Origin of the sequence: Ruegeria sp. HKCCD6604, assembly GCF_013110635.1 — a bacterium.
Taxonomy (GTDB): domain Bacteria; phylum Pseudomonadota; class Alphaproteobacteria; order Rhodobacterales; family Rhodobacteraceae; genus Ruegeria.
Window position 1 is genome coordinate 31,434 of the sequence record NZ_WVQW01000009.1, and the last position, 26,082, is coordinate 57,515.

Annotated in this window: 25 protein-coding genes; 10 read left to right on the forward strand and 15 right to left on the reverse strand. The window is 54.8% G+C overall.

Features of this window, described 5'->3' with window-relative positions; translation table 11 throughout:
• Positions 1 to 8: 8 nt before the first annotated feature.
• Complete coding sequence (locus GS614_RS22210; RefSeq protein ID WP_253285422.1) at positions 9 to 458, forward strand: tetratricopeptide repeat protein; 450 nt, start codon at positions 9 to 11, stop codon at positions 456 to 458.
• Positions 459 to 607: 149 nt separating this feature from the next.
• Here the strand turns inward: GS614_RS22210 and GS614_RS18015 are convergent, their stop codons facing one another.
• The 12 genes from GS614_RS18015 to GS614_RS18065 form a co-directional block, all read right to left on the reverse strand.
• Entirely contained in the window at positions 608 to 1,213 is a 606-nt protein-coding gene (locus GS614_RS18015) for a hypothetical protein (RefSeq protein ID WP_216601202.1), read from the reverse strand.
• A gap of 545 nt (positions 1,214 to 1,758) precedes the next feature.
• Complete coding sequence (locus GS614_RS22215; protein WP_371807927.1) at positions 1,759 to 2,223, reverse strand: glutathione S-transferase family protein; 465 nt, start codon at positions 2,221 to 2,223, stop codon at positions 1,759 to 1,761.
• 143 nt (positions 2,224 to 2,366) lie between these two features.
• Positions 2,367 to 2,774, reverse strand: coding sequence for a hypothetical protein (locus GS614_RS22220; RefSeq protein WP_253285424.1), 408 nt, complete (start codon positions 2,772 to 2,774; stop codon positions 2,367 to 2,369).
• A 10-nt stretch (positions 2,775 to 2,784) separates the two neighbouring features.
• Positions 2,785 to 3,351 carry a hemerythrin domain-containing protein gene (locus tag GS614_RS18025; RefSeq protein WP_171116960.1) on the reverse strand — a complete coding sequence of 189 codons (567 nt, stop codon included), beginning with the start codon at positions 3,349 to 3,351 and terminating at the stop codon, positions 2,785 to 2,787.
• Positions 3,352 to 3,609: 258 nt separating this feature from the next.
• Positions 3,610 to 4,662 carry a glycosyltransferase family 4 protein gene (locus tag GS614_RS18030; RefSeq protein WP_171116962.1) on the reverse strand — a complete coding sequence of 351 codons (1,053 nt, stop codon included), beginning with the start codon at positions 4,660 to 4,662 and terminating at the stop codon, positions 3,610 to 3,612.
• Positions 4,659 to 6,191: an ABC transporter permease gene (locus GS614_RS18035; protein WP_371809415.1), complete on the reverse strand. Its 1,533-nt coding sequence runs from the start codon at positions 6,189 to 6,191 to the stop codon at positions 4,659 to 4,661. The genes GS614_RS18030 and GS614_RS18035 overlap by 4 nt, the downstream gene beginning before the upstream one ends.
• Entirely contained in the window at positions 6,192 to 6,938 is a 747-nt protein-coding gene (locus GS614_RS18040; protein ID WP_171116964.1) for an ABC transporter ATP-binding protein, read from the reverse strand.
• A 15-nt stretch (positions 6,939 to 6,953) separates the two neighbouring features.
• Positions 6,954 to 7,949: an ABC transporter substrate-binding protein gene (locus tag GS614_RS18045; RefSeq protein ID WP_171116966.1), complete on the reverse strand. Its 996-nt coding sequence runs from the start codon at positions 7,947 to 7,949 to the stop codon at positions 6,954 to 6,956.
• Positions 7,946 to 8,851, reverse strand: coding sequence for a lysylphosphatidylglycerol synthase transmembrane domain-containing protein (locus GS614_RS18050; protein ID WP_171726975.1), 906 nt, complete (start codon positions 8,849 to 8,851; stop codon positions 7,946 to 7,948). The genes GS614_RS18045 and GS614_RS18050 overlap by 4 nt, the downstream gene beginning before the upstream one ends.
• Positions 8,848 to 9,867, reverse strand: a complete 1,020-nt coding sequence (locus tag GS614_RS22225) for a sulfatase-like hydrolase/transferase (protein ID WP_253285426.1) — start codon at positions 9,865 to 9,867, stop codon at positions 8,848 to 8,850. The genes GS614_RS18050 and GS614_RS22225 overlap by 4 nt, the downstream gene beginning before the upstream one ends.
• Positions 9,868 to 10,457: 590 nt before the next feature.
• Complete coding sequence (locus GS614_RS18060; RefSeq protein ID WP_171169817.1) at positions 10,458 to 11,180, reverse strand: CDP-alcohol phosphatidyltransferase family protein; 723 nt, start codon at positions 11,178 to 11,180, stop codon at positions 10,458 to 10,460.
• A gap of 76 nt (positions 11,181 to 11,256) precedes the next feature.
• A complete protein-coding gene (locus GS614_RS18065) occupies positions 11,257 to 12,000 on the reverse strand; it encodes an endonuclease/exonuclease/phosphatase family protein (protein ID WP_171117268.1) in 744 nt (247 codons plus the stop codon).
• 73 nt (positions 12,001 to 12,073) lie between these two features.
• On the opposite strand from GS614_RS18065, the gene GS614_RS18070 reads away from it, so the two are divergent.
• The 8 genes from GS614_RS18070 (at position 12,074) to GS614_RS18105 (ending at position 19,150) form a co-directional block, all read left to right on the forward strand.
• Positions 12,074 to 12,706 carry a YceI family protein gene (locus GS614_RS18070; RefSeq protein WP_171726976.1) on the forward strand — a complete coding sequence of 211 codons (633 nt, stop codon included), beginning with the start codon at positions 12,074 to 12,076 and terminating at the stop codon, positions 12,704 to 12,706.
• Positions 12,707 to 13,385: 679 nt separating this feature from the next.
• Positions 13,386 to 14,753, forward strand: a complete 1,368-nt coding sequence (locus tag GS614_RS18075) for an alpha/beta fold hydrolase (protein WP_171726977.1) — start codon at positions 13,386 to 13,388, stop codon at positions 14,751 to 14,753.
• Between the two features lie 335 nt (positions 14,754 to 15,088).
• The gene (locus GS614_RS18080) at positions 15,089 to 15,976 is read left to right on the forward strand and encodes a LysR family transcriptional regulator (RefSeq protein WP_171726978.1); all 888 of its coding nucleotides are present in this window, start codon (positions 15,089 to 15,091) and stop codon (positions 15,974 to 15,976) included.
• 107 nt (positions 15,977 to 16,083) lie between these two features.
• Positions 16,084 to 16,707 (forward strand): NAD(P)H:quinone oxidoreductase, encoded by a 624-nt coding sequence (gene wrbA, locus GS614_RS18085; RefSeq protein ID WP_171726979.1) that lies wholly within the window; start codon positions 16,084 to 16,086, stop codon positions 16,705 to 16,707.
• Complete coding sequence (locus tag GS614_RS18090; RefSeq protein ID WP_171726980.1) at positions 16,707 to 17,345, forward strand: DsbA family protein; 639 nt, start codon at positions 16,707 to 16,709, stop codon at positions 17,343 to 17,345. Before wrbA ends, GS614_RS18090 begins: the two co-directional genes overlap by 1 nt.
• A 12-nt stretch (positions 17,346 to 17,357) precedes the next feature.
• Positions 17,358 to 17,507: a hypothetical protein gene (locus GS614_RS18095; protein ID WP_171726981.1), complete on the forward strand. Its 150-nt coding sequence runs from the start codon at positions 17,358 to 17,360 to the stop codon at positions 17,505 to 17,507.
• Between the two features lie 24 nt (positions 17,508 to 17,531).
• On the forward strand, positions 17,532 to 18,431 hold the full coding sequence (locus GS614_RS18100; protein WP_171726982.1) for an EamA family transporter: 900 nt from the start codon (positions 17,532 to 17,534) through the stop codon (positions 18,429 to 18,431).
• A gap of 53 nt (positions 18,432 to 18,484) precedes the next feature.
• Positions 18,485 to 19,150, forward strand: a complete 666-nt coding sequence (locus GS614_RS18105; protein WP_171726983.1) for an EamA family transporter — start codon at positions 18,485 to 18,487, stop codon at positions 19,148 to 19,150.
• Between the two features lie 171 nt (positions 19,151 to 19,321).
• Here GS614_RS18105 and GS614_RS18110 read toward each other — a convergent pair whose 3' ends face one another.
• The gene (locus GS614_RS18110; protein WP_171726984.1) at positions 19,322 to 21,820 is read right to left on the reverse strand and encodes a hypothetical protein; all 2,499 of its coding nucleotides are present in this window, start codon (positions 21,818 to 21,820) and stop codon (positions 19,322 to 19,324) included.
• Positions 21,821 to 22,250: 430 nt separating this feature from the next.
• Here GS614_RS18110 and GS614_RS18115 point away from each other — a divergent pair, with 430 nt between their 5' ends.
• On the forward strand, positions 22,251 to 22,469 hold the full coding sequence (locus GS614_RS18115) for a hypothetical protein (RefSeq protein WP_171117720.1): 219 nt from the start codon (positions 22,251 to 22,253) through the stop codon (positions 22,467 to 22,469).
• Positions 22,470 to 23,616: 1,147 nt separating this feature from the next.
• Here the strand turns inward: GS614_RS18115 and GS614_RS18120 are convergent.
• Both GS614_RS18120 and GS614_RS18125 read right to left on the reverse strand, forming a co-directional pair.
• On the reverse strand, positions 23,617 to 24,948 hold the full coding sequence (locus GS614_RS18120; RefSeq protein WP_171331127.1) for an MFS transporter: 1,332 nt from the start codon (positions 24,946 to 24,948) through the stop codon (positions 23,617 to 23,619).
• Positions 24,949 to 25,069: 121 nt separating this feature from the next.
• Entirely contained in the window at positions 25,070 to 26,038 is a 969-nt protein-coding gene (locus tag GS614_RS18125; protein ID WP_171726986.1) for a zinc transporter ZntB, read from the reverse strand.
• Positions 26,039 to 26,082: the final 44 nt, after the last annotated feature.

Genomic DNA, 26,082 nt, shown 5'->3' on the forward strand with positions numbered 1-26,082 from the left:
CACTTTCCATGATAGAAAGCGAGGCGGAGTCGATGGCTTGGTGCGGCTATGCTTTCCTACTGCTCGGCCAGCACGAAAAGGCGCGCGACGTAGTTTCGGAAGCTATGGCGCTGGACCCGCTACATCCGCCTGCCATCGACTGGATTATGGGGCAGGTCGAATTTTTCAACGGTAACTATGAAGCAGTGCTTGGTTTTCTAATGGGAGCAGCGCGGCTTAACTCGTTGGTCACTGCCTTTGTCGCCGCGTCTTACGCGCAGCTCGAGCGAGAGCGAGACGCCTCCGACGCGTTGCGAGAATTTGTCACCGAACGCCACGATGAGTTCACAAGTCGAGGTATTGTGGTTGAGGATGACACGGTAGATAGCCTTGCCCGCGGGTTTCGGTCTATGTGGCGGCGACAGGATGATTTTGAACGTCTTGCCGATGGGCTACGGGCGTCAGGTTTGACCGGCTGACACCGACATTAACTCGTTTGTCCAAACAGCGCGGCCTCAATTACGCGTTTCTCTGCGCTGTGTATTTTCGGCGGCGCGAACCCAAAGCGGACATGCACAGTTAGACTTTGCAGTTTCCAAGACGTCAAAGAGCGAACTTTTGCACGAGGTTACACCCGATACCAGTTTTCAACGTCTCGGGTAGCTTCCTCGACTGAATAAGCAGCCTCTACCTCTGCGACTACACACCGTACTTCATCCGGGCTTGCATTGAGCTCTAAAATATTCGCCCCCAGATCATGGGCTGACCCGGCATTTGAATAAATCGTATCGACCCCAATTCTGATGGCGTTTCGGTGTTGCAGTAGGTGCTCAAAAAACCGCACATAAATCATCTCCTCGTACGGAGAATGACTGTCCGCCTCAGAGATCAAACCCAATTCTGCGGCCTTGGCACAGGTCAAACGCCAGGCCAGTTCCATTGTCGATGGAGGCGCATCTCTGGCCTCATCGGGATGTTTTGGGTTCGCAAACGTAGACCTTCGGATGGCTTCGAGATTGGCACGTAAGCCCTTTGTAGGAACAGGATAGATGAATGTGGTTTCCTCGGATGCTAAGGCTGGTTCAACCTGATCCGGCTGCGCCTGGATGAACTCTGAAAACCTGTTTCCGATGATAGGGACTTCACCGACAATCATGTCTGTGGGATCGGTATTCTCTGCCAGCCATCGCGCCAGGGCTCTCCGGCCCCACAATCCGGCTGCCTTTCGGATCAACGGATGAGTTCCATCCGAAACATCTGGATACCTAGCGAGTATGTCTTCGGTCTGAAACGCCGCGAGTCCTGTATCCCACCGGATGATATGTACGCGACGTCCCAACGAGACCGAAATGGATATATGCTGGCGCAACAGAAATGACTTTCCAGACGCTGGTAATCCAGTGAAGAAAACCATGCGGCAACGACGTGTAGCGTCGGCTAGGTGTTTTCCAATCTCGGTTTCCGCAAAACTGTCGATAGAAATTGCGTATCTCCTAATTTGGTGTCATCCGCAGACCGGAGCGGCGAGCGTTCACCACCTCCAAGATTGTTGCCCAAGAAACCCGGCGATTTCACAGATGAATTGTCAACCTAAATTGCCCTAAAGCCCAGTTTGAGAGCTTCCCATTGCAGATAGATGCTTCAGCGCTCGCAGCCCAAACCGGACATTTGCAACTAAACATTTACAGGTTACGAAATGCGGAGGAAAAATGTTCCCGTCGTCCAAAACAGAAACGTTTGGTTTCGAAGTTAGGCCTCCCAAATACAATTTGACGAGGCCTACAGTGTTGCGAGGTCAGGGTGGCGATAGGCCTCTGGGTACGACATTGGCTTGAAAGGCCCATTGGGCACAACATTCCAACTGCGTCCGAAATAGCCCTGGCGGCAGTGTACAAGAGAACCTGCCTCGGCAATTCCAGGCAACGCGTATACACGGCACAGCCACCGCCACAAGTACGGGTAATCTAGGATTCTCGCACCATTAAGCTTCATTCGCACATAGTAGACGGGATCGTGACGATAGAGAGTTGGGAACAGGCGAAGATCTACTTCTGAAAAGTGGTTGCCTGTCAAATAGGGCCTGCCATCTGAGAGATGTTCCTCCAAATATTCGAGTGTCTCAAAATAGGCGTCAAAGGCTGTTTTAAAGAACGTTTGATCAGAGGAAAACCCGGCCTTGTAGGCACCATTGTTAATCGCTGTATAAATCCGTTCGTTCAGGTCGTGAATTTGGTGAATCGGCACTTCGTCTGGGTAAAGCCTAACGCGTTCAGCTGCCGGGATTGTGCTGCAAGAGAATCCTCTGATGCGTCCAGCATTCGGACAATTTCAGCGCTTTCGTTGTTAACTATGCGCCCTGCAATCTTGTCATACAGGATTGGAAGGGATTACTCTTCAGAGCCTTCGGCACGATAGATCTCTTTGGCAAGGCGCAGTCCTTTGCCGGTGCCGGTCTCACTCGTGCATTCTGGCAAAGTCTCACTTGTGAGCGATGCAATCCGATCAGGCGCAAACTCCCATAGGTTTGGCGCCTCTGGATCGTCGTCGCCGGTGCGATTTGGAAATGCAACGTCCATCGTGATGCTGTTTCGAAGGCCCAACACATTTCGCGCTAGCGTCACTCTGTGACACCACGGACAATTCAGTGCTACGAATAGGTGATAGCGAACAGGTTCTGCTGGAAACACTGGATCGCCAATAGCGTGGCGAAAGCCGCTGACACCGCGCACGAATTCACCCCGTGCACGGCGCTTGTTGATATCAGTTTGGTCTACTTCGGTAGACGTGTCGGCCATAACTTCAGCATCATCCTCTGAGCCGGTGATGCAAGATGATTGGCACGGCCAATTCTTCTTCATCGCTGAGATGCCGTTTAAGGAACGCTTCAATCGTGTTGCTCGTCGCATGGAGCTGTCCGGCTTCGTCGTAAGCTTGCTCCTCATCAAGTGCGGATAGCTTGATCACACGGTTCGCAGTGCCGGTGAAGTCACTCAGCACCTTATCCAGATCGAAGTGATCCTGTTCTAGCAACTCAAGCCCCGCATCAAAACGAGGGTCCGCAGCAGATAGTGCAGGGAAATAGCTGCGATCTTCCCAGCCGTGATGGCCATGCAGGTTTCCAACCAGGTTGCCGCCATAGTACGACAGCCGCCCAACGTAGTCGTCCAACCCTATATCGTTGCTCAAAACCCCTTCTGTATCCAAGCGAATACGTTCCGCAACACGGCGGAACATCTCATGCGCGCCGAGCCAATGCTCGGTTTTCTCTTTGAAACCTGGATGGGCTTCCCAACTGTCGCGGGGGTATTGGTCCAAGAGAAACCGCATTTCTTGAGGCATGTCGTCTTGGCGAATGGTATATGTATCGAGCATCGGTTGTCTCCTTTCAGGCCAAAGATGGGAGGTCGGGCAAGTGCTCGCCACTAGCGAGAACGCACAGTCACTATGTGTCAGCGAACCCCTGCGAAGTCGGTCCAACACAAACCAGCTTTCTTGCGCTTCTAGGCTTCGATGCCTTGCTGGATGAAATCTTTCAGGTCGTTACGGCTAAGCACGTCTTTTGCCGTTGATCTGACCGCTAAGACTGTGTGGCCAAAAAACAAATCTTGGTGAAGCCCTTGCTAAAAAGCTCTATGATTTGGTTTTCTCGGCGAGTGATTTGATTACGCAGGCGAATGTTCCCGCGGTTTCACGCCACGTTGGTAGAGACTGTGACTTCAAGTCTGACAGTCTTCCCAAGCGTGCTCGCGTTCCTTGGTCTTTGAGAAGCAAACGCAGAGTAGCTCCAAAGGCCAGAGCGTCCTCGGGTGGCAACAGAATCCCCGCGTCACCGACTGTTTCAGGGACAGCACCCACGTCGCAGGAAACGATTGGAAGTCCGAACATCATTGCTTCGCTAAGAACCATTCCGTAGCCTTCGTACCGGGTCGCAAGCGCGAAAAGTGTCGCCGAGTTGAACAAGTCGTTCAACGGGGCTCGGTCCAACTCTCCCGTGAAGGTCACGCGCTCAGTTAGACCGAGGGCCTTGGCCTGACAGTAAAGCTCAACCGCAGTGTTATCGTCGTGCTCCTTGCCAACGATAACAGCCTGCCATTCCAAGTCCCTGATTGTCTCAAGCGCACCTAGAAGAGTGTCATGCCCTTTGCGGCGGGCCAACAGGCCAACTGACAAAATCAAAGGCGGACGCTTCGGCTGTTTACAGACAACCGGACGATCAAAACCTGGGGGTGCGACAGTTATTAGATCCGGTTTTGCAGCCAATTGGTTGACCAGCACGCGCGCAGTTTCTGGACTTGGAACGACAATATGTGCTGCGTGCTGAAGAGCTGCGGCTTCGTTTTTGAGCAGAAAATTAGCCCGTTCCGTCGGCAACCCAGTTTCTAGTCCAAGGGGGTGGTGTATCATTGCTATTATAGGGGCGCTCACCTGCGCCAAACCCTCTGGATCGATGGAGCCAAAAACCAATCCATCAAGGATAATCGGGCGTTTTCCGGGTACGGCGCGCAGGGCGTTCAGTGCCACTGCCATATCGTCCTGCGTTGGGTCGGGAAATCGACCCGGTAGTTTCAGGTGTTCGGTCTTGCAACCGATCTCGTTAAGAACCCGCAATACAGTGGCTTCGTAGATGAATCCGCCGGTGCGCCGGTCTTTGTCACCAGGGATTGCAAAAACAGCTTCTGTCATACCACTTGCTCGCTCGCATAAACGCGCAGAACCCGCTTTTCGCACCATGCAACTCCAGCGTATGCTGTGACTGCCGCAAGACACAAAAGGACAACGCAGGACCACAGCATATTGTAGTTTGATGTACTCGCGGTCAGTGCCATTAACACGCCTATGCCGCGCCCGGTTGCCAGCCACTCAGCTGTAGTGACAGCCAATAGCGCGGCTGGCACTGCCATGCGGGCAGACGCGAATAAAGCGGGCAACATGGCCGGGATTTGGGCGCATCGGAGTAGTTTCAAACGACCGGCACCATAGCTTTCAAAAAGATCCACGATTTGCTTCGGAGCCTGCCGCAATCCCTGCAGGCAGGCAACAAGAGTTGGGAAGAAAACCATCACAGCGACAATTGCAACGGTCCCGGTAAAGCCGCGCCCAAATGCCAGAACCAGCAAGGGCGCAGTTGTGATGATCGGCACGGCGCGTAATGTAATGGCGGTCGGCATAATCGCCCGCTCCACTGGTGGCCAAAGCGTTAAAATCACGGCCAGTCCCGCACCAAGCGCCAAACCGGCGAGATATCCGGGTATCGCATAAGCCAGGGTTTCGCCAAGCGCAGTTAGTAATGTGTTCAGGTTCGTTGTGTTGGAAACGAAGGTCCAAATATCTGCTGGTCGCTTCGCGAAGAACGAATTCAGGTTAAATAAATCCATGAGTCCCTGCCACAGAACCAAAACCATGGCAGACAGAAAAACGATACCAAGTATTTGAGTAGAGAGCGCGCGCTTTTGACCAACTCTGGGCGTCGACAGCAGGATTGTCGGTGCATGTGGTGTCAGTTTGTTTTTGAGCAGGCCAACGCATGCATACCCGAGCATAGCCAGTGATGCGGAAATAGCCGCCAGCGCCCAGGTCGCATCCGTTTGAAGACCGCGCATGGCCCTCAAGGTCAAAACACCTAATCCTCGCTCGGCGCCTGTGAATTCTCCAATCATCGCACCCAGAAAGGCAGCTGGCGCCGCGATCTGCAATCCCACAAAAAGGTACGGCAAACTGGCTCTGAATCGCACAACGAATAGGGTCGACAGGCGGCCCCGACCGTAAACGGCCATCAAATCTGTCCAGCTTTTCGAGATCGCCCGAAGACCCACAACCAAGGCCAGGAATGTGGTGTAGTAAACAGCCAGTGCCGCCAAAGCGATCTGTGGGCCAGCTCCGGGCCCGAACAGGACCCGTAAAATCGGGCCGCTCGCGATCAGCGGAATGCAGAACACTAGAAGAGCGAGCGCCGATATTACCCATTCTGACTTCGGGACCAAGATCACGAAACAGGCCAGGGCCACCGCCGCAAGGTTTCCCCAAAAGAACCCGAGCGCGGCATTCCTTAAGGTTTCGGTCGCTGCCCTGAAAAGTAGCCCAGAATGATCATTGATATACTCCGCGATTTCAAATGGTCCACTGAACAACACGCTGTTTGGCTGAACGTGCGCCAAGCCTTCCCAGATTAGAAGCATAAGCAAGACGCCCAGCATGATACGTCCCGGTTCCACCTACTCAGCCTCCTCCAACGCGGTCAGAACTTGCGTCACAAAAGCGCGAAAGTCTGGTGAAGTTGCAGTGGAAACTGTGCAGTTCCGGTTAATTTCGACCTGTATATCGGCCAAGATACGCGCAGGCCGAGGTGACAGCACGATCACGCGATCCGAAAGCAAAACCGCCTCTTCCACGGAATGCGTAACGAGAAGTGTTGTCGTTTGGCGCTCACGCCACAACGGCGGGAGTTCTTGATTCAATCGACGTCGCGTGATCGCATCGACGGCCCCAAAAGGTTCGTCCAACAGCAGGACCTCTGGCTCTGAAATAAGGCTGCGCGCGATTGCGGCGCGTTGGCGCATACCACCTGACAGTTCTGCAGGCCGATGCTCGGCAAACCCGTCCAGCCCGACAAGATTTATCAGGTCATCTACGCGATCCACCGGTTTGCGAGCGAGTTCCGCACCCAATGCGATGTTGGATCTTACGGTTCGCCATGGCAGCAGCGATGCGTCTTGAAATGCCATGGCAAGCCCCCCGCGACGGGCGACCTGTTTTGGTGTTTCACGGCCAATCGTAATGTGCCCCGTGTCGGGTGTTTCCAACCCGGCTATCATTCGCAGAACGGTTGATTTCCCGCAGCCGGATGGTCCAACCAACGCCGTCGTCTTACCGGATCGAAAGTCAACCGAAAGCTCTGACACCGCCTCTGTGCGATCAAAACTCTTGCGGATGTTGGTGCAGGAGATTCCGGGCGTGGTCACGCGTCAGCCCTCGGGTCAGCCATACACCTCTTCCAGCAGCGACCTGTCCCAAAGGTCAGGAGTAACGTTTCGACCCAACAGCGCGAGCGTTTCGACATTGGCCGCCACAGTCTCGTCGGTGAACCAACCGAACCCGAACTCGGCCGTCAGGTTTGAGAACATCAGCGGCACTTGGCGCGCGGCCTGCAGCTTTTGCGCGGCGAGATCCAGACCTGCATCAGGGAACATCTCCAGCGTCAACTGGGCGGCGGCGTCGGTGTCTTTGTGATAATCATTCCACCCCATGACTTCGCCTTTCAGTAAAGACACAAGCTCTGCGCGCCTTTGAGCAAGAGAGTCTTCGGTGGCGATATAGGTTTGAGAATGAACGGCATACCCGTAGTCAGCCATGAGCATTGTGGTGTTGTCGACGCCCTGCACAGTCATGGCGACGGGCAAATCTGTTTCCCAGCAAAGCAGGCAATCCACTTGGCCACTGACTAACGGTGCCGGGTCATATTGAGTGGGGATAATTTCAATTTGGTCGATGTCTATCCCGTTCAACTTGCATAAGGCTTGCAAGACGGGCGTATTCGCGACGGCCATACCGATCTTTTTGCCGACCAGATCCGCGGGTTCGTTTACCGGGTTGGCCGCAAGCGATGCAATCGCGAACGGATTCTTTTGCATTGCAACAGCGATAATTTTGAACGGCGCGCCCTGCGCCACAGCGGCGGCGGTATAGTCCGCAGCTGATATCCCAACCATAGCAGTTCCTGAAACCACGGGCGGCTCGACAGGCGCGTTTGGACCGCCTTGGGCGAGTGAGACATCCAAACCCAGATCGGACCAATACCCTTTGTTTTTCGCAATGTAACTTCCGCCAAACTGCACTGAATGCAGCCACGACAGCTGGAAATTCAAAGGTTGTAAGTTAGCTGCTAGTGCCGGCAACCCATATGCAGAAGCGGCAAAACCGGCTGCTCCGGTTTGAAGAAAAAAACGGCGTGTAAGGTGGGCGGGCTGTTTCATAGCGAATTTCTTCTCCCTGTCGTTAGTTGCAGTTCAAGCGATCTTGGCCACAGCAGAATTGCAACTGCTGGCAGCGCGGCGATCAGGATAACGGCGCCATAAGTGACACCCGAAGCAATGCCCGCACTGGATGACTGCCCGATTATTGGAAATAAGGCGGCAGCGGCTCCTTCCCTCCAACCCCAACCACCAATCGACATAGGGATCAGCATGGCGGTCAACACCAGAGGAATAATGATAAGCAAGCCGCCTGATGGTATGACAACCCCTACAGCCCTTGCTGACGCGTAGAATCCCAGTATCAGACATGCAGAGCTGACTAAGCCGAGCAAAACAAAGGCCGTTCGACGTTGTAACCTGATCAAAAAGACAACGAACCTCCCAATTGATGGAAGGGCAAGTGATATAAGGCTCACCACGACTAGAGCGCATAGCAACACAGCAAGAACTGTCATGCTCAGTTCAGGATGATCGAAGCCTGCGGGCCACATTAGCGCAGCACAGACGCCCAGAAAAAAGACTGCCATGATCGCGATTTGCCCCAACAGCCGTTCCGCGAACACAGATTGAGCTGAGCGTTTGAGGTCTGCTTTCTTCCCCGCCCGAACCGCACGGGTCAGATCCCCCGGAACGCCGCCGGGCAGAACCATATTCACCAGCTGCGCGATATAGTATTCGCGCAGGGCAAAAGAGTAATCAAACCGAATATCCAACGTGCGCGCTGTAAGTTGCCATCGGAATGCCATGGAGAAGGTTGCGGCAGTTGTTGCAAGGATCGAAAGCCCTACCCATTCCAGGCTAAGCATCCGCAGATGATCAGCGACACGCGCCAAATCCGTCCACCAAAGCAACGCGATAATCAACGTGATCGATACGACCAACCTGACCCAATACCGGTTCATTGCGTCACCATTGCGGTTGAGGTCTTGTCAGAAAAGGCCGCGATAAAGTTGTCCCTAAAACTGTCCATTCGGCGAACAGGGACGTCGGATGCGGGGACAAGCCCTTCGGTCCAACGCCAATGCTCGATGTGATCCAAGACTTGCGGGGGTCCGATTATATGAACAGCTACATCCTTGCTGTCACTGCCTGATACAAATCCAGCGGCTTGATGGTCCCCTGCGACAATGACCAGTGGTGCATCGTCGGCCAGTTGAAGAACATGAGAAAAGACGACTTGCAAAACGTAGTCTACCGATCTGCGATACGCGTCCCGCACGGCATCCCGGTCTTTCCACAACACTTCAGGTGTCGGTCCCCGTAAGGCCATCTCATTGAAGACGGTGCCGTCGCCTACGTCCTTCCACGGGATTACATCTGCGATTGGCGTCCAAGGGGCATGTGAAGAGATCAGGGCGATCTGGACAAAATCAGGTCTCGGGTCCGGCGGCAAGAGATCGGGATACGCAGCCAAGGTGAATTGGTCGGGCATCGTGACCCAGCGAAAACTCTCGCCCGCATAGGGGATTGTGGCCTTGTCAAAAACAAGCTCAAACCCCATCGCTCGGCTCTCGGGCCAGTCCTTTGTGATTGCAGGCATGACAGCGGCTGTCCGATACCCCGCCGCTTGCGCGATATGAGATAGCCATTTGCGCCCACTGTCGATCATCGCTTGATAGCGCCCGTTATCGGCGGTCCACAAGCCGGACCCCAGGGTCCCATGTGCCAACCAGCTTTGTCCGCCTGCCGTTGGCGAAGTCAGCCAACCGCTTTTCATGGCAAGGCCCGAACCCGCGATTTCCGCCTGAGCAGACCGCAGCGTTGCAAGATGCGTTGGCGCGTACAGCGGGTTGTCGAAGCTCGCGCGACCGTAGCTTTCAATCCAGATCAAAAGCACATCCCGCCCATCAAGCTTGTTCAACAATCCGGTCTGATTGGCATAGGTATCTGAACCTGCGGCCTTACGAAACTCAGCCAAATCCCTGGTTGTTCTCTGTATTTCCTCTACGCGATTTACTGCTAAGCGAGCGGTCCAGGTGGTCCCCGGCGGGCTGTTTCCCAATTTCCAGAAACTGAGGTGATGACCCGCATCCGCGACAGCCCATCCAGTGCAGCCGACGCCGATCAAAGCTGCTGCCAATCCTGTTTTTGCATTTTGTCCAAGTGACGCCCAAGCGGCAAAGCCCTGGACTATAAAAACGTAAAGCAGGGCCAGCAACAAAATGGTCGATGACACTGCAAAAACAAATACAACCAAACCAAGGCTATCGTGGGCGAATGAGAACCCTGCAGCGATCAAGGGCATATCAACGACCGGATTAAAAGGCCTGTCAAAAGCGCTAAACATTGCATAGTCGGCGAGCTTCAAAACAGCGACAGCCAACAAAGCCAGCGCGACCGCGTGTACGATGATCAAGCGCCGACCCAGCACCATCATCAGAAATAGTATGACAGGCAGCTCGAGAGGCCAGCGCAACACCGCACCCCACCCAAAAGCGCTTGGATGGTTTGGCAGCGCGAGAACAGAAAAAACAGCCAACGCACCCAAAGCTAAGAAAAGTGCTTGCCTCATTCAGCACGCCCAAGAAGCCAATTGATGTCCACAAAGAAGGACCATGCGAGCAGTATCGCAGCCATAAAAGATATCGGCAAATACGCTGTTGTTGGCGTCAAGGGAAACAGGAGCGTGACCAACGCACCGATTTGTATAACGCAAATTGCTTTTCGACGGAACGACTCGGGGAGTTCAGCCTGCAATGCGGGCAAAAATAGACTTGCTGCGCAGAAGGTGTATCGCATGAAACCAAGAACCAGAATTTCCAGGCCTGTTGTCCCTGATACCAAAAGCCACACAGAGAGGACCGCGCCCAACAACGCGTCCGTTTCCATATCAAACCTCGCGCCAAATCGGGATGTCAGTTTTGATCGCCGCGCCAACCAGCCGTCTACGCCATCCAATGCGAATGCTACTGTTGCCACCACAAATACCAGCCAAGGGTTCACGGTTGGCGCGACCACAGTGCCAGCCAAAAACGCGACCATTGCAGCGCGGATTAGGGTTACAAGGTTACACAGACCCAACACTTCATAAGGATAGGTTCGACGCAACCCCGGGATCAGCAATCCGACGACTACCCCAAAGACGACCAAAGGGGGCAATGCGGAACCAAACGCCAGTAATGAGCATACTGCCATTGCAAGAGCAATGACCGCGCTGGCTATGCACAGGTTGGCAACAGGTGGTTCCACCTCCACAGGCCTTGTCGCGTTGTAAAAATCACCGCCAAACATAAACGTCACCCAATTGATCCTAAGAACAATTTAGCCCGCCAACGAACTTCGGGTAGCCTTGTGGGCAACCAACCGCTCACGTCCTTTTCCCAAGCTTAACAACGCCCGTCAAAGGCAAGTGATCCGAAGCCTGCACCAAAACCTCTGATTTTAGTGCGTGAACCTCTGAAATTGCGTCTGGAAAATCCGTCAAGATCCTGTCTAGGGGTAAAAAAGGCGCTCGGCTCGGGAAACTGGCTCGAGCAGGCCCTTGAAAGGCCGTTCCAGTAATCCGTTGATGGAACATCAAACCGCCCCAAGGCCGCCATTCATTGAAGTCGCCTAGCATGAGTGTTTGCATAGTTGGGCGACGATGTAAGTACTGCCCAATGGTACGCATTTGGATGATGCGCAACGGTTGCGACAAAGAGAGATGCATCGTCATTATGCGCAACGGATAACCGTCAACCAGCGTTTCGAACACTATGGCGCCCCGGTGGCAATGACCTGGTAGATCAATCACATCTGCATGGGTGCGCTGAAACCTCTCGCCCAGAAACAGGATGCTTCCCAGAAATCCATCGCTCTGACTTCCCCAACGCAATGCGGGGGCGTCTTGTGTGTATCTGAGCCCCGTAAGCTCGGAGATGTTCTGCACGTCTACGATCCGAGCGTGCGGTCGACATTCCTCATCCGCTTCTTGCAACGCCAGAATGTCCAAACCCAAAGGCGTCAGTTCCGTCCCGATTGCGTTGGCCACACGGTTTGGATCGACCTGTCCATCTGGTCCCTTTGCGCGATGAATGTTCCATGTTGCGCAGCGAATTGTGGAGTTGCTCATGTTTTTACGGCCTTTGTCCGTTTGCAACCTATATTATTTATAACCTTGGCTACCACTCGGAGGTCTTCGTACTATGGCTTTTACGCGTTTAAAAACCGATCTCGGCCGCTTTGGCACTACAACGCGAACGATTGTAACCTCGGCTGCACTAAGTGCATATGCAATGGCGGCCAACGCCGATATGGCGCGGTATGAACTCGATCCAACGCACACGGCCATCTATTTCACAATTGATCACATCGGCTACGCAAAAACACTTGGTGTGTTCACAGAAGTGTCGGGCAACTTCTTTTACGACACTGAAACGCAAGAGTTGCGCGACGTAGAGGTTATAATCCAAGCGGCGTCCGTGAACACGTTCAACGACGCGCGTGACGGTCATGTTCGAAACCGAGACTTCCTGGATGTCTCGACGTATCCCGGAATCAAATTTGTTGCGAACGGTGGCACAGCTTCGGACGACACCAGCGGAACTGTGACCGGAGAATTGACGATCTTGGATCAAACTCTTCCCGTAACGCTGAATGTTACGCTAAACAAAGTCGCAGAATATCCGTTTGGCCATAAACGCGAGGTTTTAGGACTGTCGCTCGACACCGCCATTTTGCGCAGTGAGTTTGGGATGGACTACGGAGTCGCGAATGGGCTTGTTGGCGATGAAGTGACGATTAACATTGAGACGGAAGCAATCAAAAGCGACAAATGATTTTGGTAAACGAATGTGTTGCCAGCCAACAAATCGATCTTGCGGGCAGTAAACTGCCTGGCTTCGAAGGGCAGTCCACGTATTTTTTTGATTTTTCCTTCGAATCCTAGTCACTAAACGACTGCCGCCCATTTTCAGTTTTGAGTCTGAATTTACCTCATGTTGATAGCGGTGAACCATAAATGACGTATTACATAGCTGAAAGCATGCGGACTAAACGCGGCCTACAGTGGTGAAGATTTCTGAGCAAATCGCAACAATAGTGCTTGGTGGTTGCGCAAGCATTGACGCTGATCAGGTTTTGTAGGGCCACGACAGCGATGAGTGCGGGATAGGCTGGGTGTAGACACGGTATTGGGACAAACCGGTTGATGTAAGAAAGGGACGTGCACCTATCTGCGCAAAGTCAAGTTTCTGCTCGAAGCCGTCATTGGTGCAATCCCGATAAGTGTCTGCTTTGCGGACAAACCCGCAGTTCTCCACGAAAACGGATAGGCATACCTTTTGAATAATCGCCTCCACACGTCTTCCGACAATTCGAGACCTTAGCTACCGATCTTTCCACCGCACGTTCACAGGTATTAGGCAAGTTGCCGGTTCTAACAATCTATGAAAGTGGTAGTGTCTTCGAGCCAACTTGCGGGAAGTAACTATGAGCCAACGTCGCCTTGCTGCAATCATGTCTCTGGATGTCGTCGGCTTCAGTCGGATGATGCAGGGCGGCTCCAAGCTACTTCTCAAAACACTGAACACCTTGTACCGCGATTTGGTTACGCCGATCGTTGAACAAAAATCTGGCAGGGTGGTCAAGCTGTTGGGCGATGGAGCATTGATTGAATTTCCGTCAGCAGGAAAAGCTCTAGAAGCGGCAATTGCGATTCAAACCAAGTTAAGAGAGCCAGACCATCCCTATCTGGTTCCGGAACGTATCCAGCTTAGAGCGGGTTTGCATGTCGGCGACGTCACCGTCGATGGCGAAGATATCTTCGGAGACGGCGTTAACATCGCTGCGCGGCTCCAATCGGCAGCTGAACCCGGGGGCATTCTGGCCTCAAAGGTACTTTGTGATCTTGCCGGAGCGGATTACGCCAAACGATTGCGCCGAGAAGGGCTGCATACGTTCAAAGGCATTGAACAGCCGATCGAAGTGCTGTCGTTCAACTTCACCGATGAACATGTGTCCAAATCGCGCGCTAACTTCGCCAAAACACAGGAAATTCGCTATTGTAAGACAGACGACAACATTAGTCTGGCCTGGAGCTCAGTTGGGGACGGTCCTCCGGTCGTAAAGGCGCCAAGCTGGATTGGACACTTGGAACTTGACTGGCGCAATCCCGGGAAAGCTCCAATTTACACTTCCATCGCTCAAAGACATCGCTTGGTCCGTTTTGACGCCAGGCTCAACGGTCTATCCGACTGGGACGCCGAAACTTGTACGTTCGAACGGTTCGTTGATGACTTGGAAACTGTTTTCGACGCAGCGGATATAAGGCGCGCGCCGATCCTTGCGATATCGCAGGGGTCCGCAGTGGCAGCCGCCTTCGCAGCGCGCCGACCTGACCGCGTGTCTGCGATCGTAATGATAGGTGGGTTCCCTGTTGGTCGGGCAAAAAGAACATCGCAAAAAGATGTGGAACGCGCCAACGCAATTAAGCAAATGATGACTGCCGGGTGGGACGATGATTATCCGTCTCTGCGTGATTTGATGGCGCAAATCATCGTGCCGGGCGCGAGCCAAGAAGAACGGCGGCAATATGCCGAAGACATGCGCAAGATGATTTCACCCGAAAACATGGGGCGGTATCGCGGCGTGATTGATAACATCGATATCTCACCGATATTGTCCAAGGTCGAGGTGCCGTGCCTTGTTTGCCATGGGACCGGCGACAGGATGCAACCGGTCGAACAAGGACGATTGTTTGCAAAGGGATTGCCCAACGCGAAGTTCATCGCCTACGAAAGCTCGAACCATACCATCCCGGACAACGACCCGGAATGGCCACGTTTTGAGAGGGATGCCCTGGCTTTCTTGGCTGAACACAGCTGAATTATTGCTCCAAGTGCCTTTGGGTCTGGCGCTATATCTCTCAAAACAAATGCTACAAGAGTACCTCGCCAGAGTAATGGAACACAGAGTTGCAATAAGTGCAGTCAGGCTATCCTACGCACAATACGCCGAAGGTGAGCCGGTGGTCTTTGTTCATGGTTCGAATGCGGATCATCGGTTTGGCGGGTTTTGCAGATATGGTATCCTCTAAGAGGGAGGCGAATTGACAGCCGAGCAGTCTTGCGGCCTGTTCGCACGAGATCCGCATTCATGGTATTCCTCGACTTGATCGCTCGCAGAAGGCAGCGTTTCAGTTGGACTGGTCGAAAGCAACAATGGACAAGCTCTCTGTCATGAACGCCTTCCGCCGCATTGTCGAGCGAGGCAGCTTTGCGCGTGCAGCGGAGGATCTCGGGGTTTCTCCCGCTCTTCTAAGCCGCGAGATAAAGCTTTTGGAGGAGAGCCTTGGCACGGTATTGCTCACCCGCACAACGCGTTCAATGTCACTCACCGATGCTGGCCAACTCTTCTACGAGGAAGCATCAGGTATCCTTGATGCCGTGTCCCAGGTCGAGACGCGCATCCGTGACGGCGCCGGGGCGATACGCGGCCATCTCAAGGTGAACGCCTCCAGTTCCTTCGGTCAGACCGTCATTGCGCCGATCCTGCCGGGGTTTTTCGACGCCTATCCCGATCTGCGCCTAACGCTTTCGATGGATGACCGGGTGATCGACATGGTGGAGGGAGGCTTCGATGTGTCGATCCGGATCCGGGCGGCGATGCCGGATTCCGCGCTTGTGGCCCGCAAGCTGGGGACGATGCGGCAACAGGTCTTTGCCGCGCCGTCCTACTTGGACAGCGTCGGTGCTCCAGAAACGCCGCTGGACGTTGCCGATCACCGTGTCATCGGCTTTTTGCTGGCCGATCACCTCATCGCCTGGACCCTTCACGGTCCGTCCGAAACGGTGACCGTGGACCTTGATCCGCCCATCCGCGTCGGCAACAGCCTTGTCCTGCGCGATCTGCTGATTGCCGGCCAGGGAATCGGCACCTTGCCGGATTTCGTGTCAAAGGATGCGGTCGCGCGCGGCGAGCTGGTCCGCGTACTGCCCGATTGGGAACTGCCAGCGCCTGAAATCTACGCATTGACGGCCTCGCGCATCGGCATGGATGCGAAAGTGACGGCGTTTCTCGATCACTTGCGCGCCGCGCTGCACCCCTGACATTCTTCAATCCACGTAAAGAGTGAATTGAGAGCGGTCCGGTTATTCCGGGCCGCCTCATCGCCGATCTTCTCAGGTGACGAAACCCGAAACACTGAGAGGATCCCATGACCCGTGTTCTTATTCTCTACTATTCCAGCTATGGCCATGTCCGCGCGCTTGCCGAGGCCGAGGCCGAAGGCGCGCGCTCGGTGCCCGGCACCCATGTCGATCTGCGGCGCGTGCCCGAAACCGTCCCCGAGGAGATCCGGCAGAAGGCCGGGTTCGCGGCCGACGAGACCCCTGTTGCGTCTCCCGCCGATCTGGAAAGCTACGACGCCATCATCTTCGGCACCCCAACGCTGTTCGGGATGATGGCCGGGCAGATGAAGTCTTTTCTCGACCAAGCGGGCGGCCTCTGGGCGCGGAACGCGCTGGTCGGCAAGGTCGCGGCCGTCTTCGCCTCTACCGGCTCGCAGCATGGCGGGCACGAGGCGACGCTGCTCTCGACCCAGATCCCGTTGCAGCATTTCGGAATGCTGATCGCGGGCATGCCCTATACCTTTGCTGGTCAGAAGGCGGGCGAGGAAATCGTGGGCGGCGCGCCCTATGGCGCGGGCACCATCGCCGGAGCCGACGGGTCGCGTGCACCATCCGGGACCGATCTTGCCGGGGCGCGCTTCCAGGGCGCGCATGTCGCCCGGATCGCCGTGCGCCTTGCCGGGGCGGATTGGCAAGAGGAGGCCGCGTGATGCCGTCCCTTACAATAGATTTCTTTCACGACGTCGTCTGCTGCTGGTGCTTCAACATCTCGTCGTGGATGCGCGGGCTTGCGGAGGAGTTCGATCTCGATATCCGGCACCGGACCTTCGTCCTGCAGGCCAGCCGCGCCGAGATGGCCGCACGCTGGGGCGCACCCGAAGACGCCCGCGAGACCATCCTTGGCCACTGGGACGCCTGCCGCCAGGTCGGCGACCGGCCGGAGCTTGTCGATATCGACGCCATGCGGGCAGCGCCCTTCGACTATCCCCACGGTATGATCGCCGCCCTCGGCTGCAAGGCCGCCGAACGCATTGGCGGGCAAGCCGCACATTGGGACATGTTCGACTGCCTGCAACGAGCTCATCTGGGCGAAGCCCGCAATATTGCCGACCCCGAAACCGTTCTGGCAGTGGCACGGGATCTCGGGTTCGAGGCGACTGTCTTTGGCGATGCGTTCGACGATCCACACACGGCCCGGGTCGTCGAAGCCGATAGGCAACTGGCCCGCGCTCTTCAGGTCCACTCCATTCCCACGCTCATCGTGCGCGAAACAGGCGCGCGCCTCGTCAACGGACCGCGGGAAGACCTTGCCGCACAGCTCCGCGCCGCCCTCCGCCTTGTCGCCTGAAAGGAGACCCTCATGACCTCTTTCGCCCGTCTTTCGCGCAGCCGGATCCACCGCCGCAGGTTGTGCGAATTGGCACGGGATCTCTCGCCGCACATGCGGCGCGATATCGGCCTTGATGCCTGCGCCAGACCACCCCGGCTGCCCCATCACCTGCTCTGGTGAGCCCCGAACAAGGAGATACGATCCATGTCACGCACCAGCGACATTCTTCTCACGGCGCTCGCCCCGGCGATCTGGGGCAGCACCTATATTGTCACCACCGAGGCGCTGCCGGTGGGCTATCCCGTGACCCTTGCCGCGCTGCGCGCGCTGCCCGCCGGCCTGCTCCTGCTTGCCCTCACGCGCTGCCTGCCGCCACGCGCATGGCTTGGCCGCGCCTTCCTGCTCGGCAGCTTCAACTTCGCCCTGTTCTGGGTGCTTCTGTTCGTGGCCGCCTATCGGCTGCCGGGCGGAGTCGCGGCGACGCTCGGATCGCTGCAGGCGATGATGGTCATTCTCATGGCGCGCGGCTGGCTCGGCACACCGATCCGGGCTGGCGCGGTCGCCGCGGCGGCAACCGGCATACTGGGCGTCGCACTGCTGTTGATCGGACCCGAGGCCGCACTCGATCCCATCGGTGTCGCCGCGGGTCTGGGCGGTGCCGCCTCCATGGCGGCGGGTACCGTGCTCAGCCGCAAGTGGCAGCCGCCCGTCTCGGCGCTGAGCTTCACCGCGTGGCAGCTGACCGCCGGGGGGCTTGTCCTTTTGCCGTTCGCACTGATCATCGAACCGCCCTTGCCGCCGCTGACGGCGACGAACCTGGCCGGGCTGGTCTGGCTTGGCCTCATCGGCGCGGCAGCCACCTATGCGCTCTGGTTCCGGGGTGTCGCCCGGATCGAGCCCGGTGCCGTCGCCATGTTGGGCATGATGAGCCCCGTTACTGCGGTTTTCCTGGGCTGGGTGGTGCTTGGGCAGTCGCTCTTACCCCTGCAGGGCTTGGGCGCGGTCATCGTCCTTGCCTCCGTCTGGGCGGGGCAGCGCGCGAACCGGACCAGCGCCCGTGCTACATTCGCGCGGCACAAGCCGGTGCTTGCAAGAAATGTCTGACCAGGTGTCAATAAGGACGGTCCCAATGCCCAAGCTTACCCTCACCCCCGATCTTGCGTGCGAGATATGGCTCGCCGGGGCTGTTTTACCTCGCGATCATCATGACGGGCTTTGGTGCCGAACTTGGCCTGCGCGCGCCCCTGATCGATCTCAGCGATGCCGCTCTGGCCATTCTGCTCTACCGGATCTTTCGCGCCATAGCGCCGGGCCTGGCGCTTTCGGCCATGGTCTGCCGGCTGATCCAGACCGTGTTGATCGTTGTCAGTCTCATGGGGCTCATGACCGGGTGGCTGGTTTTGGTCCGCGCGGATATTCTGGCCGATGCGCCCGCGCTCGCCTTTCTTTTGATGATAGCCTCCAATGCCTGCCGCGGGCTGTATTTGGTTCTTCTGAAGAAATGGCGCATGCACCCTAAGCCAGATGAAGGTTTATTCGTGATATTCGTTGTTGGCATTGTCGTCCTGCTGCCGTTCATTGTGATACATGAAGCTGGTACATCTCAGCCATTGGACTACTCTTGGCAGGTCTGGGGATCGATCCTGTTCATTGGTGTTGGCATGGGTGCTATCTACCTCCACCTGATAAATTTTGGTACAAACGAAGTCGGTGTTTCGACAGCTTCTCTATTTGCCTATCTCGTGCCGATATTTGTTGCGGTCGAAGCCGTGGCTGCAAAGGGCATGGACAATCGGACCTATCAAGGCGTTGGTGGTGCGTAGATTGTCAGTGGTGTTTTGATCGCAACCCGTTTGCACCATCGGCCAACGGCTGCGGACCATCCGCCTCATTGATACATGCGTTGCCAGAGGCACGGGGCCTGGCTTCTTATCTGGCTGAACGATTCGAAAGAAGTGCTATTGCGGCACCAGGCAGACCGAAAAGGGCCAAGCTCAATCCGGCAACCCAGCTTCCCGAAGATCTTCAACGAACCTGTCAATATCGCGTTGTTGCAGGTTTTCGAATGCCAGACGGACGCGGGAACAGGTCATGTCGGGGCGTTTTTCTTGGCTCTGACGAATCATTCGTCTCGCGGCGCCTATGGCTTTCTGCCGAATTAGTATTGCCGCCAGCACATAGCGACCGAACGGATCAACCGATTTTCCCTCCAATGCTGTTCTCGCACAACTTTCGGCCTGGCCAAAACTGTCGAGAACATAAAGGCAAAAGGCTTTAGCCAACAATTTCACCTTGAAATAAGGACCCGATGGCCCAAACCGGGTAGCGGTCTCGAAATGCGATAACGCGAGCTTTGCCTGCCCGTTTGCGAGATGCGCATACCCAAGAACCAAATGAGCGTTTGCCGCGCTTGGATTTAGACTGACCGCGAGCTGAGCCTCTGCAATCGCGGTATCGTGTTTGTTGAACTGAGTGTAGGCACGGGCAAGACTTGCGTGCGCAAAACTACTTTGTTCATCCAATGCCACGGCCCGCTCTGCGTGATATAGCGCGCGTTCCTTCGCCTCTTCCCGATCATCGACCTGGACGAAGAACAGTTTCCGAAGCTCGGCGTTCGCAATCACCGCGTGCGCAAGTGCATATTCTGGTGCGATGTCGATAGTTCTGGTTAGAATATCCTTTGCCTTCTGTGTATCTTCATCTGTGAATTTGAAGAGATGCCATAGCGCTTTTTGAACCCTGTCCCAAACGTTGACCTCACCACGTTTCAACCGGGCTTGTTCGCGTAAGTCGAACCGTAACTCCCAATCTATGTGCCCGACAACGGCTGACGCGATCTCCTCCTGCAAGGAAAAGACATCTTCTGTCTTGTGATCCAGGCGATCAGCCCAAAGATCATGCCCGGTCGATGTATCTACCAGATGGGCAGTCACGCGAACGCGCTGATCGTCATAACGCACGGAACCCTCTACCAAATAGTGGGCCCCGAGACGTTGTGCGATCTCTTCTCCAACCAAAGAAGCATCCTTGAGGAGCTGGGTGGAGGTTGGTGAGACGACTGACAGCCAATCCACTTTGGCAAGTTCGGTTACAAGTTCATGGTTGATGCCAGCCACAAACCCGTTGGTGTCGCTTTGCCCACTAAGGCAGTCGAAAGGTAGCACTGCGATTACTGGTTTTTGCGGCGCTGGAAGCTGAGTGATCATCTGATCAAACAGACGGTCTTTTTCGGGTGGAGGCTCGGTTCTTGGTGCAAGCGTTTCGGCCTTAGATTGAGAATCAGACATAGCTCCCCGTGTCGCTGGAAAACGGAACACTGGACCGTGTCTGGGCCATTCAACATTGTTGAGTGTCATGTAGTCTTTGAGATTGTGAGCTGCATACAAGAATGCGTGGCTGCGTGCGCCGACGTTGAGGTTCTTGTGTGCAAAATTCAGGCCCACGGCGACACGGGCCAGCAAGTATTGGCTTTCCATAAAGCTTAGCCGATGGCTTTCGTGGCGCTCGACCCAACTCATAGCGCCTCGCCGAAGAGTTCTGACGAACTCGACGAGGCCGACGTCATCCTGCCAAAGCCCCAATGTGTGGTGTTTCGAATGAAAGAGGCCTAAGTCATCTAGGATGGCATCCCATTGGGCAGGTATGCAGTTTCCGCGCCGCGCCAGAAGGTACGCCATCTCGAAATACGCATGATCGTAAAACAAGAATTGCTTGTCTTCATACATGGCCAAATCGATCAGAAAATAATCAGGATCGCGGGACTGGTGCGATCGAACCAGTACATTGTAGCCATGGAGGTCCCCATGCACCCGTCCCTTTGCCGCTCTTACGCTCAACCGGCCCGGCAGGTTCTTTTCAAAGGCAAAGGCCAGCGGGTTTGGGTACCAATGCCCTTCAAACATAAGACAACGCTCGTGCGGGTCATGTCCGCAAACATCCAAAAGAAAGTGATGTAGCCGGCCTGGCTCAGGATCCAACCTGTAGCCGAGCCATCCAGCAAGCAGATCCTGAGGCGAGTGCAAGCCAGGCGCCATCTTGTAATCGATATTCCAGTCGTCAAGCAGGCTTCTCGACAGCCGCTCTAGAACGTTCAAGGCCGGCTCATAGCCGCAATCGTTCCAGGGAAGTGAGTATTCAAGTCCTTGCGCCACAACGGTGGACAGGATCGCAATCTTACCCTCGTGTTCCAAAGAGTGGACGACCCGCGCCAGGTGCTTTGATCCAAACGCGGGAACCGCTTCAAACGCTTCCAGATGCCTTTGGTTTTCGGCCTTTTCATTCCATTCCGGATCGGGCAGGGCGTCGAACTTAAGTATGGCCTGGCCGCTGAACGTGTCGCATGTAATGTCGACAATATAAACTAGGGCTCCGGACTTACCGGCACTTAGCTGCCGGTGAAAATAAATCTCATCCTTTACCAACCAGCGGTCAGTTATCAGCGGCAGAAGCTCAATGTACGCTTCAGGCCATCCGAGATCATCGATGGCGTGCATTAACGACACTCCGCAGAAGTTCGGCTAAGGACTGTGCAAATCTGTAAGGCGGCAACGTTTGGTGACATGATACACAAACAATTGCGTGAACCAAGGCGTTTAAGTTGACCGGTCAGAGTATTCCGCGCGGCGGCTTGATCTGCCTAAAGAAGACCCAACGGCCTGCAACATGCATGAAGGACAGCTTTACGAGTGGAAACATGAATCAGCTGTTGAACGCGATTATTAACTGCATCGGGCCGCGAGAGTAGGCTTTGCAAAAAGTAGGGCTTTAGTACGCTTTCCTTCCTTTGAGCCGCGCCGCGAACTCAAACCCAAAGCGTTTTGGGTATAATGCTCGAAAACGGTGTTCTGTATAGTTAACCAGATAACTCTGATAATCGAAGCCGACCTTCGAAACGCCAACTGGGTGGAAGCTCTGTGGCAAACTTTGTTCCCACCGATCAGACCACGCGCCGTTTTGGTGGTGCATCTGCCGATCATCATGTATCTGGTTGTAGAGACAGACGGATACCTAGCGGACGGAACCAAACTTGTGGACGGAATTGATAAGATCGACGGGGCTACCGAGGCGGTAGCGCTGTTTTTATTGTCAATTGCGTTCATCCGGCTCATTTCGCCGGAGCGCTTGGCAACCACCCCCGACTGAAAGACGTGGTGGCTAACGCTTCGAGTTGCTCGCATGCGGAACTTGGCGAAGCAGATGAATTGGACCAAGGCGATCCAATTGAGCTTGGAAAGCAGACTGCCGCGATTGCACGGAAGAATCCGTAGGTTCAAGTAGTTGGAGGGTGTTACGGAACCGATATACGCCAGCTGAAACCGATGGTCAGCGAATTGGCGCAACCAACTTGGTTCAAATTGCTCGTTTATGCTGAAATCTGAGGCAATACTATGATTTCTTCCTACAACCTGTCATATGGCGGTCCAAAGTTGCTGTCCGCGCGGATGTTTATTGCTGCATTGCGGATTCCCAGGAGCGGACTGTGATAGGCGGCTGTTGATAGTATTACTGCTCGAAACGAAGCAAAGACTCGATTTCACATCCAGAATGGTTTTCAGGGGGCCGGGTCAATGAATTGTCCTAGTCATCTTGGATTCAGAAACCAAATTCCGTTGCGCGGCTACCTACGGGTGGCCGATTGACGGTTTGTTGGGGTTATCTTTCCATTCTTTGATCTTGAGAGCTCTTCCTAAGCCTTTCGCCAACGCATCGAGGTACGGACCTGAAAACATAACTTGAACTTTCTGTTCTGTGTCCTGGTTGATACTTCCGCCTGTGTCGTCAACGAGCGGGTTCGTATCGGTAAGGCCGTTGTCTCAAGCCGCGCGGACAGACTGGAAATGCGCCTCGCCATCTAGGAAGAAGCCATCGCTGGCTTTTGTGAAGGAAACAGTTTTCCACTCATCTCGCCGGCCCCGGCGCCCTAATCCTTCATGGTCTCGAGCGGAGAAGAGTTTGTGATATACTTGATAACTTCGTTGCTGACAGTCGGCAATTTATTGGAGCTCCTCCCATGTTGCGCCGTGTCCAATGGTAAGAGGTTAGCAATGAGGTTGAATGAAGGTCGAAACTCCGGCGATCCCGTGAAAATAGCGTCACAATTCAACTCGTCTTTGATAGAGGCCGGTGTCCCACTCTGGCGCGCAAATATCCGTCATCCACGCCGTGGTTCGGGCAAATTCGCTCTTGTCGCTCCGGCGCTTCCAGCGGTTATTGAGCGTCTTGGGCGGACGGTATTACTCTCACGCTGGCAGTGGACCAGCATCGCGCGTGGCGAAAAAATTTGCAACGATCAGGGCAGACTGTTTTCGGAACTTGAATTTGGAGCCAATTTACCTTTCACATCGGGATGGGCGCCCAGCTCGCTCTCAGCGTCAGCAAGCGAAATTGCTTCATCTTCACCGGCAGCAAGGACGGCAGTTTCAGGCGTAACCACCCTTGCGGGAGCGCTGACTCTAAATGCAGTCTTCTCGCCCTCGGGAACTGCGGACTTAGTCAGAATTCGCCAAATCGTAAATAGTATCATCAGGCAATGCGCTGCGACGGTTGTAAGAAACAAACCCCGCGGCCCGAGTGCTGTCATGGCGAAACCAGCGATCAACGGCCCTACAATTGAACCTAAGCCGAAGACCATCAAAAGGCCGCCTGAGACTTGGATGGACGTTCCAGGTGGTGCATGGTCGTTCGCGTGCGCAACAATGATTGGATACATCGCAAAAATTGCAGCGCCGAACATCCCGACCAAAGCAAGGTTCATGACGCGCGACTCCGGCGCAAGAAGGACAAAAGCCAGATCCGAAGCAAGAGCTACGACCGCTGTAAAAAGTAAGACTTTACGCCGGTCCATTCGATCACTTGCAAATCCAATTGGAATTTGTGCAAAAGCTCCGGCCAAAACCGGAATACTCGCGAACAAAGCTATTGCAGTAAGTGATAGCCCAACGCGATCCGCATACACCGCAGCAAGAGTCCCAAATGCTGCATTTGAAATGCCAACAAGAAAGACCGCAGCGACCGCAACTGGTGAGTTTCGCCACAACGCCGGTAGATCGAGACGCACAGATGTCAGGGGTGCTGGCGATGCCGAGGTTGACAGGGCAGTTGGTATAAGCGCCAAACAATAGACCATCGCGCCTACGGCAAAGAAAATGAAACCCGATGCATCTCCCAGTGAGATAGCCATCTGACCGGCTGTCACCGCACCCAGGTTAACCATCGTGTAGACACCAAAGACTGTACCACGCGTATTGGGTTCAACCTTGTCGTTGAGCCAAGATTCGACGATCATTGCTGCGCCAGCAAAACAAAATCCTGATACTGCGCGCGACGGTATCCAAGCCCACGTTTCCACTACAACGGCCTGGAAAAGGATCGTTACGGCAGCGAGAGCACACATTACGCCGAAGGTTCGAATATGCCCTACTGCCCCAACAAGCCTTGGTGCAACAAGGCATCCTGCTACATAGCCAACTGCCCACCCCGTTCCTAAAAGGCCGAGAGAGCTGGCGGAAAAACCTTCGAAGGATCCACGAACGGGAAGTATCAGACCGTGGACACCACCTGCAAATAGAAGAAGCCCTGATCCAAGAAGTAGCGCTGATATCGGTAAGAGCTGTCGGAACATCGGCTCCAGCCTAATGTCAAATTGGGAAATGAGAAGCTATTTTGCTCGCAAACGCGATTTGGCGAAGGTGATCAAGGCTTTCTGTCCAGCAGTTTGGTCAACCTTTGGCAATCTGCTTTCGCTACAACCACTTCGAGAGTTTGAATACGACGTAAAGTGCAATTCCGATGGCAACCGACGCCAGTGTCAGCGCCCAAAACGCAAAGGGCGCACTCAAGCCGGGCATTCCGGCAATATTCACGCCAAACAGTCCAGTCAGAAATCCGAGTGGCAGAAAGATCGCGGCCACGACAGACAAGAGATAGCCGTTTCGAGCAAGCGCATTCGCGTGTTCGGCGTCCATTTGCTCCTGAAGGGCTGTCAAGCGGTCCCGGCTTGCATCCAGTTCCTCAAGCGTACGGCGAGTGCGGTTCGCGGTTTCATTGACCAATACGGATGCGTCGCTGTGAATTACGCTACTTTTCAATGAGGACAAAGCATCGAGCGCATCGCGTTGCGGGCTGATATAGCGCCGAAGTTTGATCACCGTTTGCCGCAATCGCGCAATGCTCTCTGGTTTGATTTCATTTCCTGAAAGCCCAACCTCTTCGAGAGAGTCTGTCTCGTCTTCAAGTTCAAGGGAAACAGCCTCAATCCGCTTTGTGAGCCCCGAAGCAAGTTCTGCCAAAAATGCACCAACACTTTCCGGCCCCGTACCGCTTTCGGCTTTTAGGCGAAGACTATCTGCTACCCAGACTTTGCGCACACGGGCAGATACGATGGTTCTTTCCGTGGCCCAGAGCCTTAGAGAAACCATATCCTCCGGAGACGCGTCAGGGTTCAGGTTAACGCCGCGCAGGTTCAGGATGATGCCATCCTCGTGCAGATCACATCGTGGTCGCGTTTCGGATTGAAGCAATGCTTGCGCGGCTATGTTTGGCAGTTGTTCGGATGCCCATTGCCTTAAGCCGCTGTCGGCGAGGTCGAAATGAATCCAGCGGTAACCGTTTTGCTGCCTTGCAAAGGGTTCTAGCCACTCTGAAGAGACGGGGACTGCTTGGCCAGCTACTATATCAAACGCGCAGATGGGAGTGACTGTTTGGGTGTTCATTGGCAATCCTTCTTTATGTGGGTTGGAAAGTTAAGACCACTGAT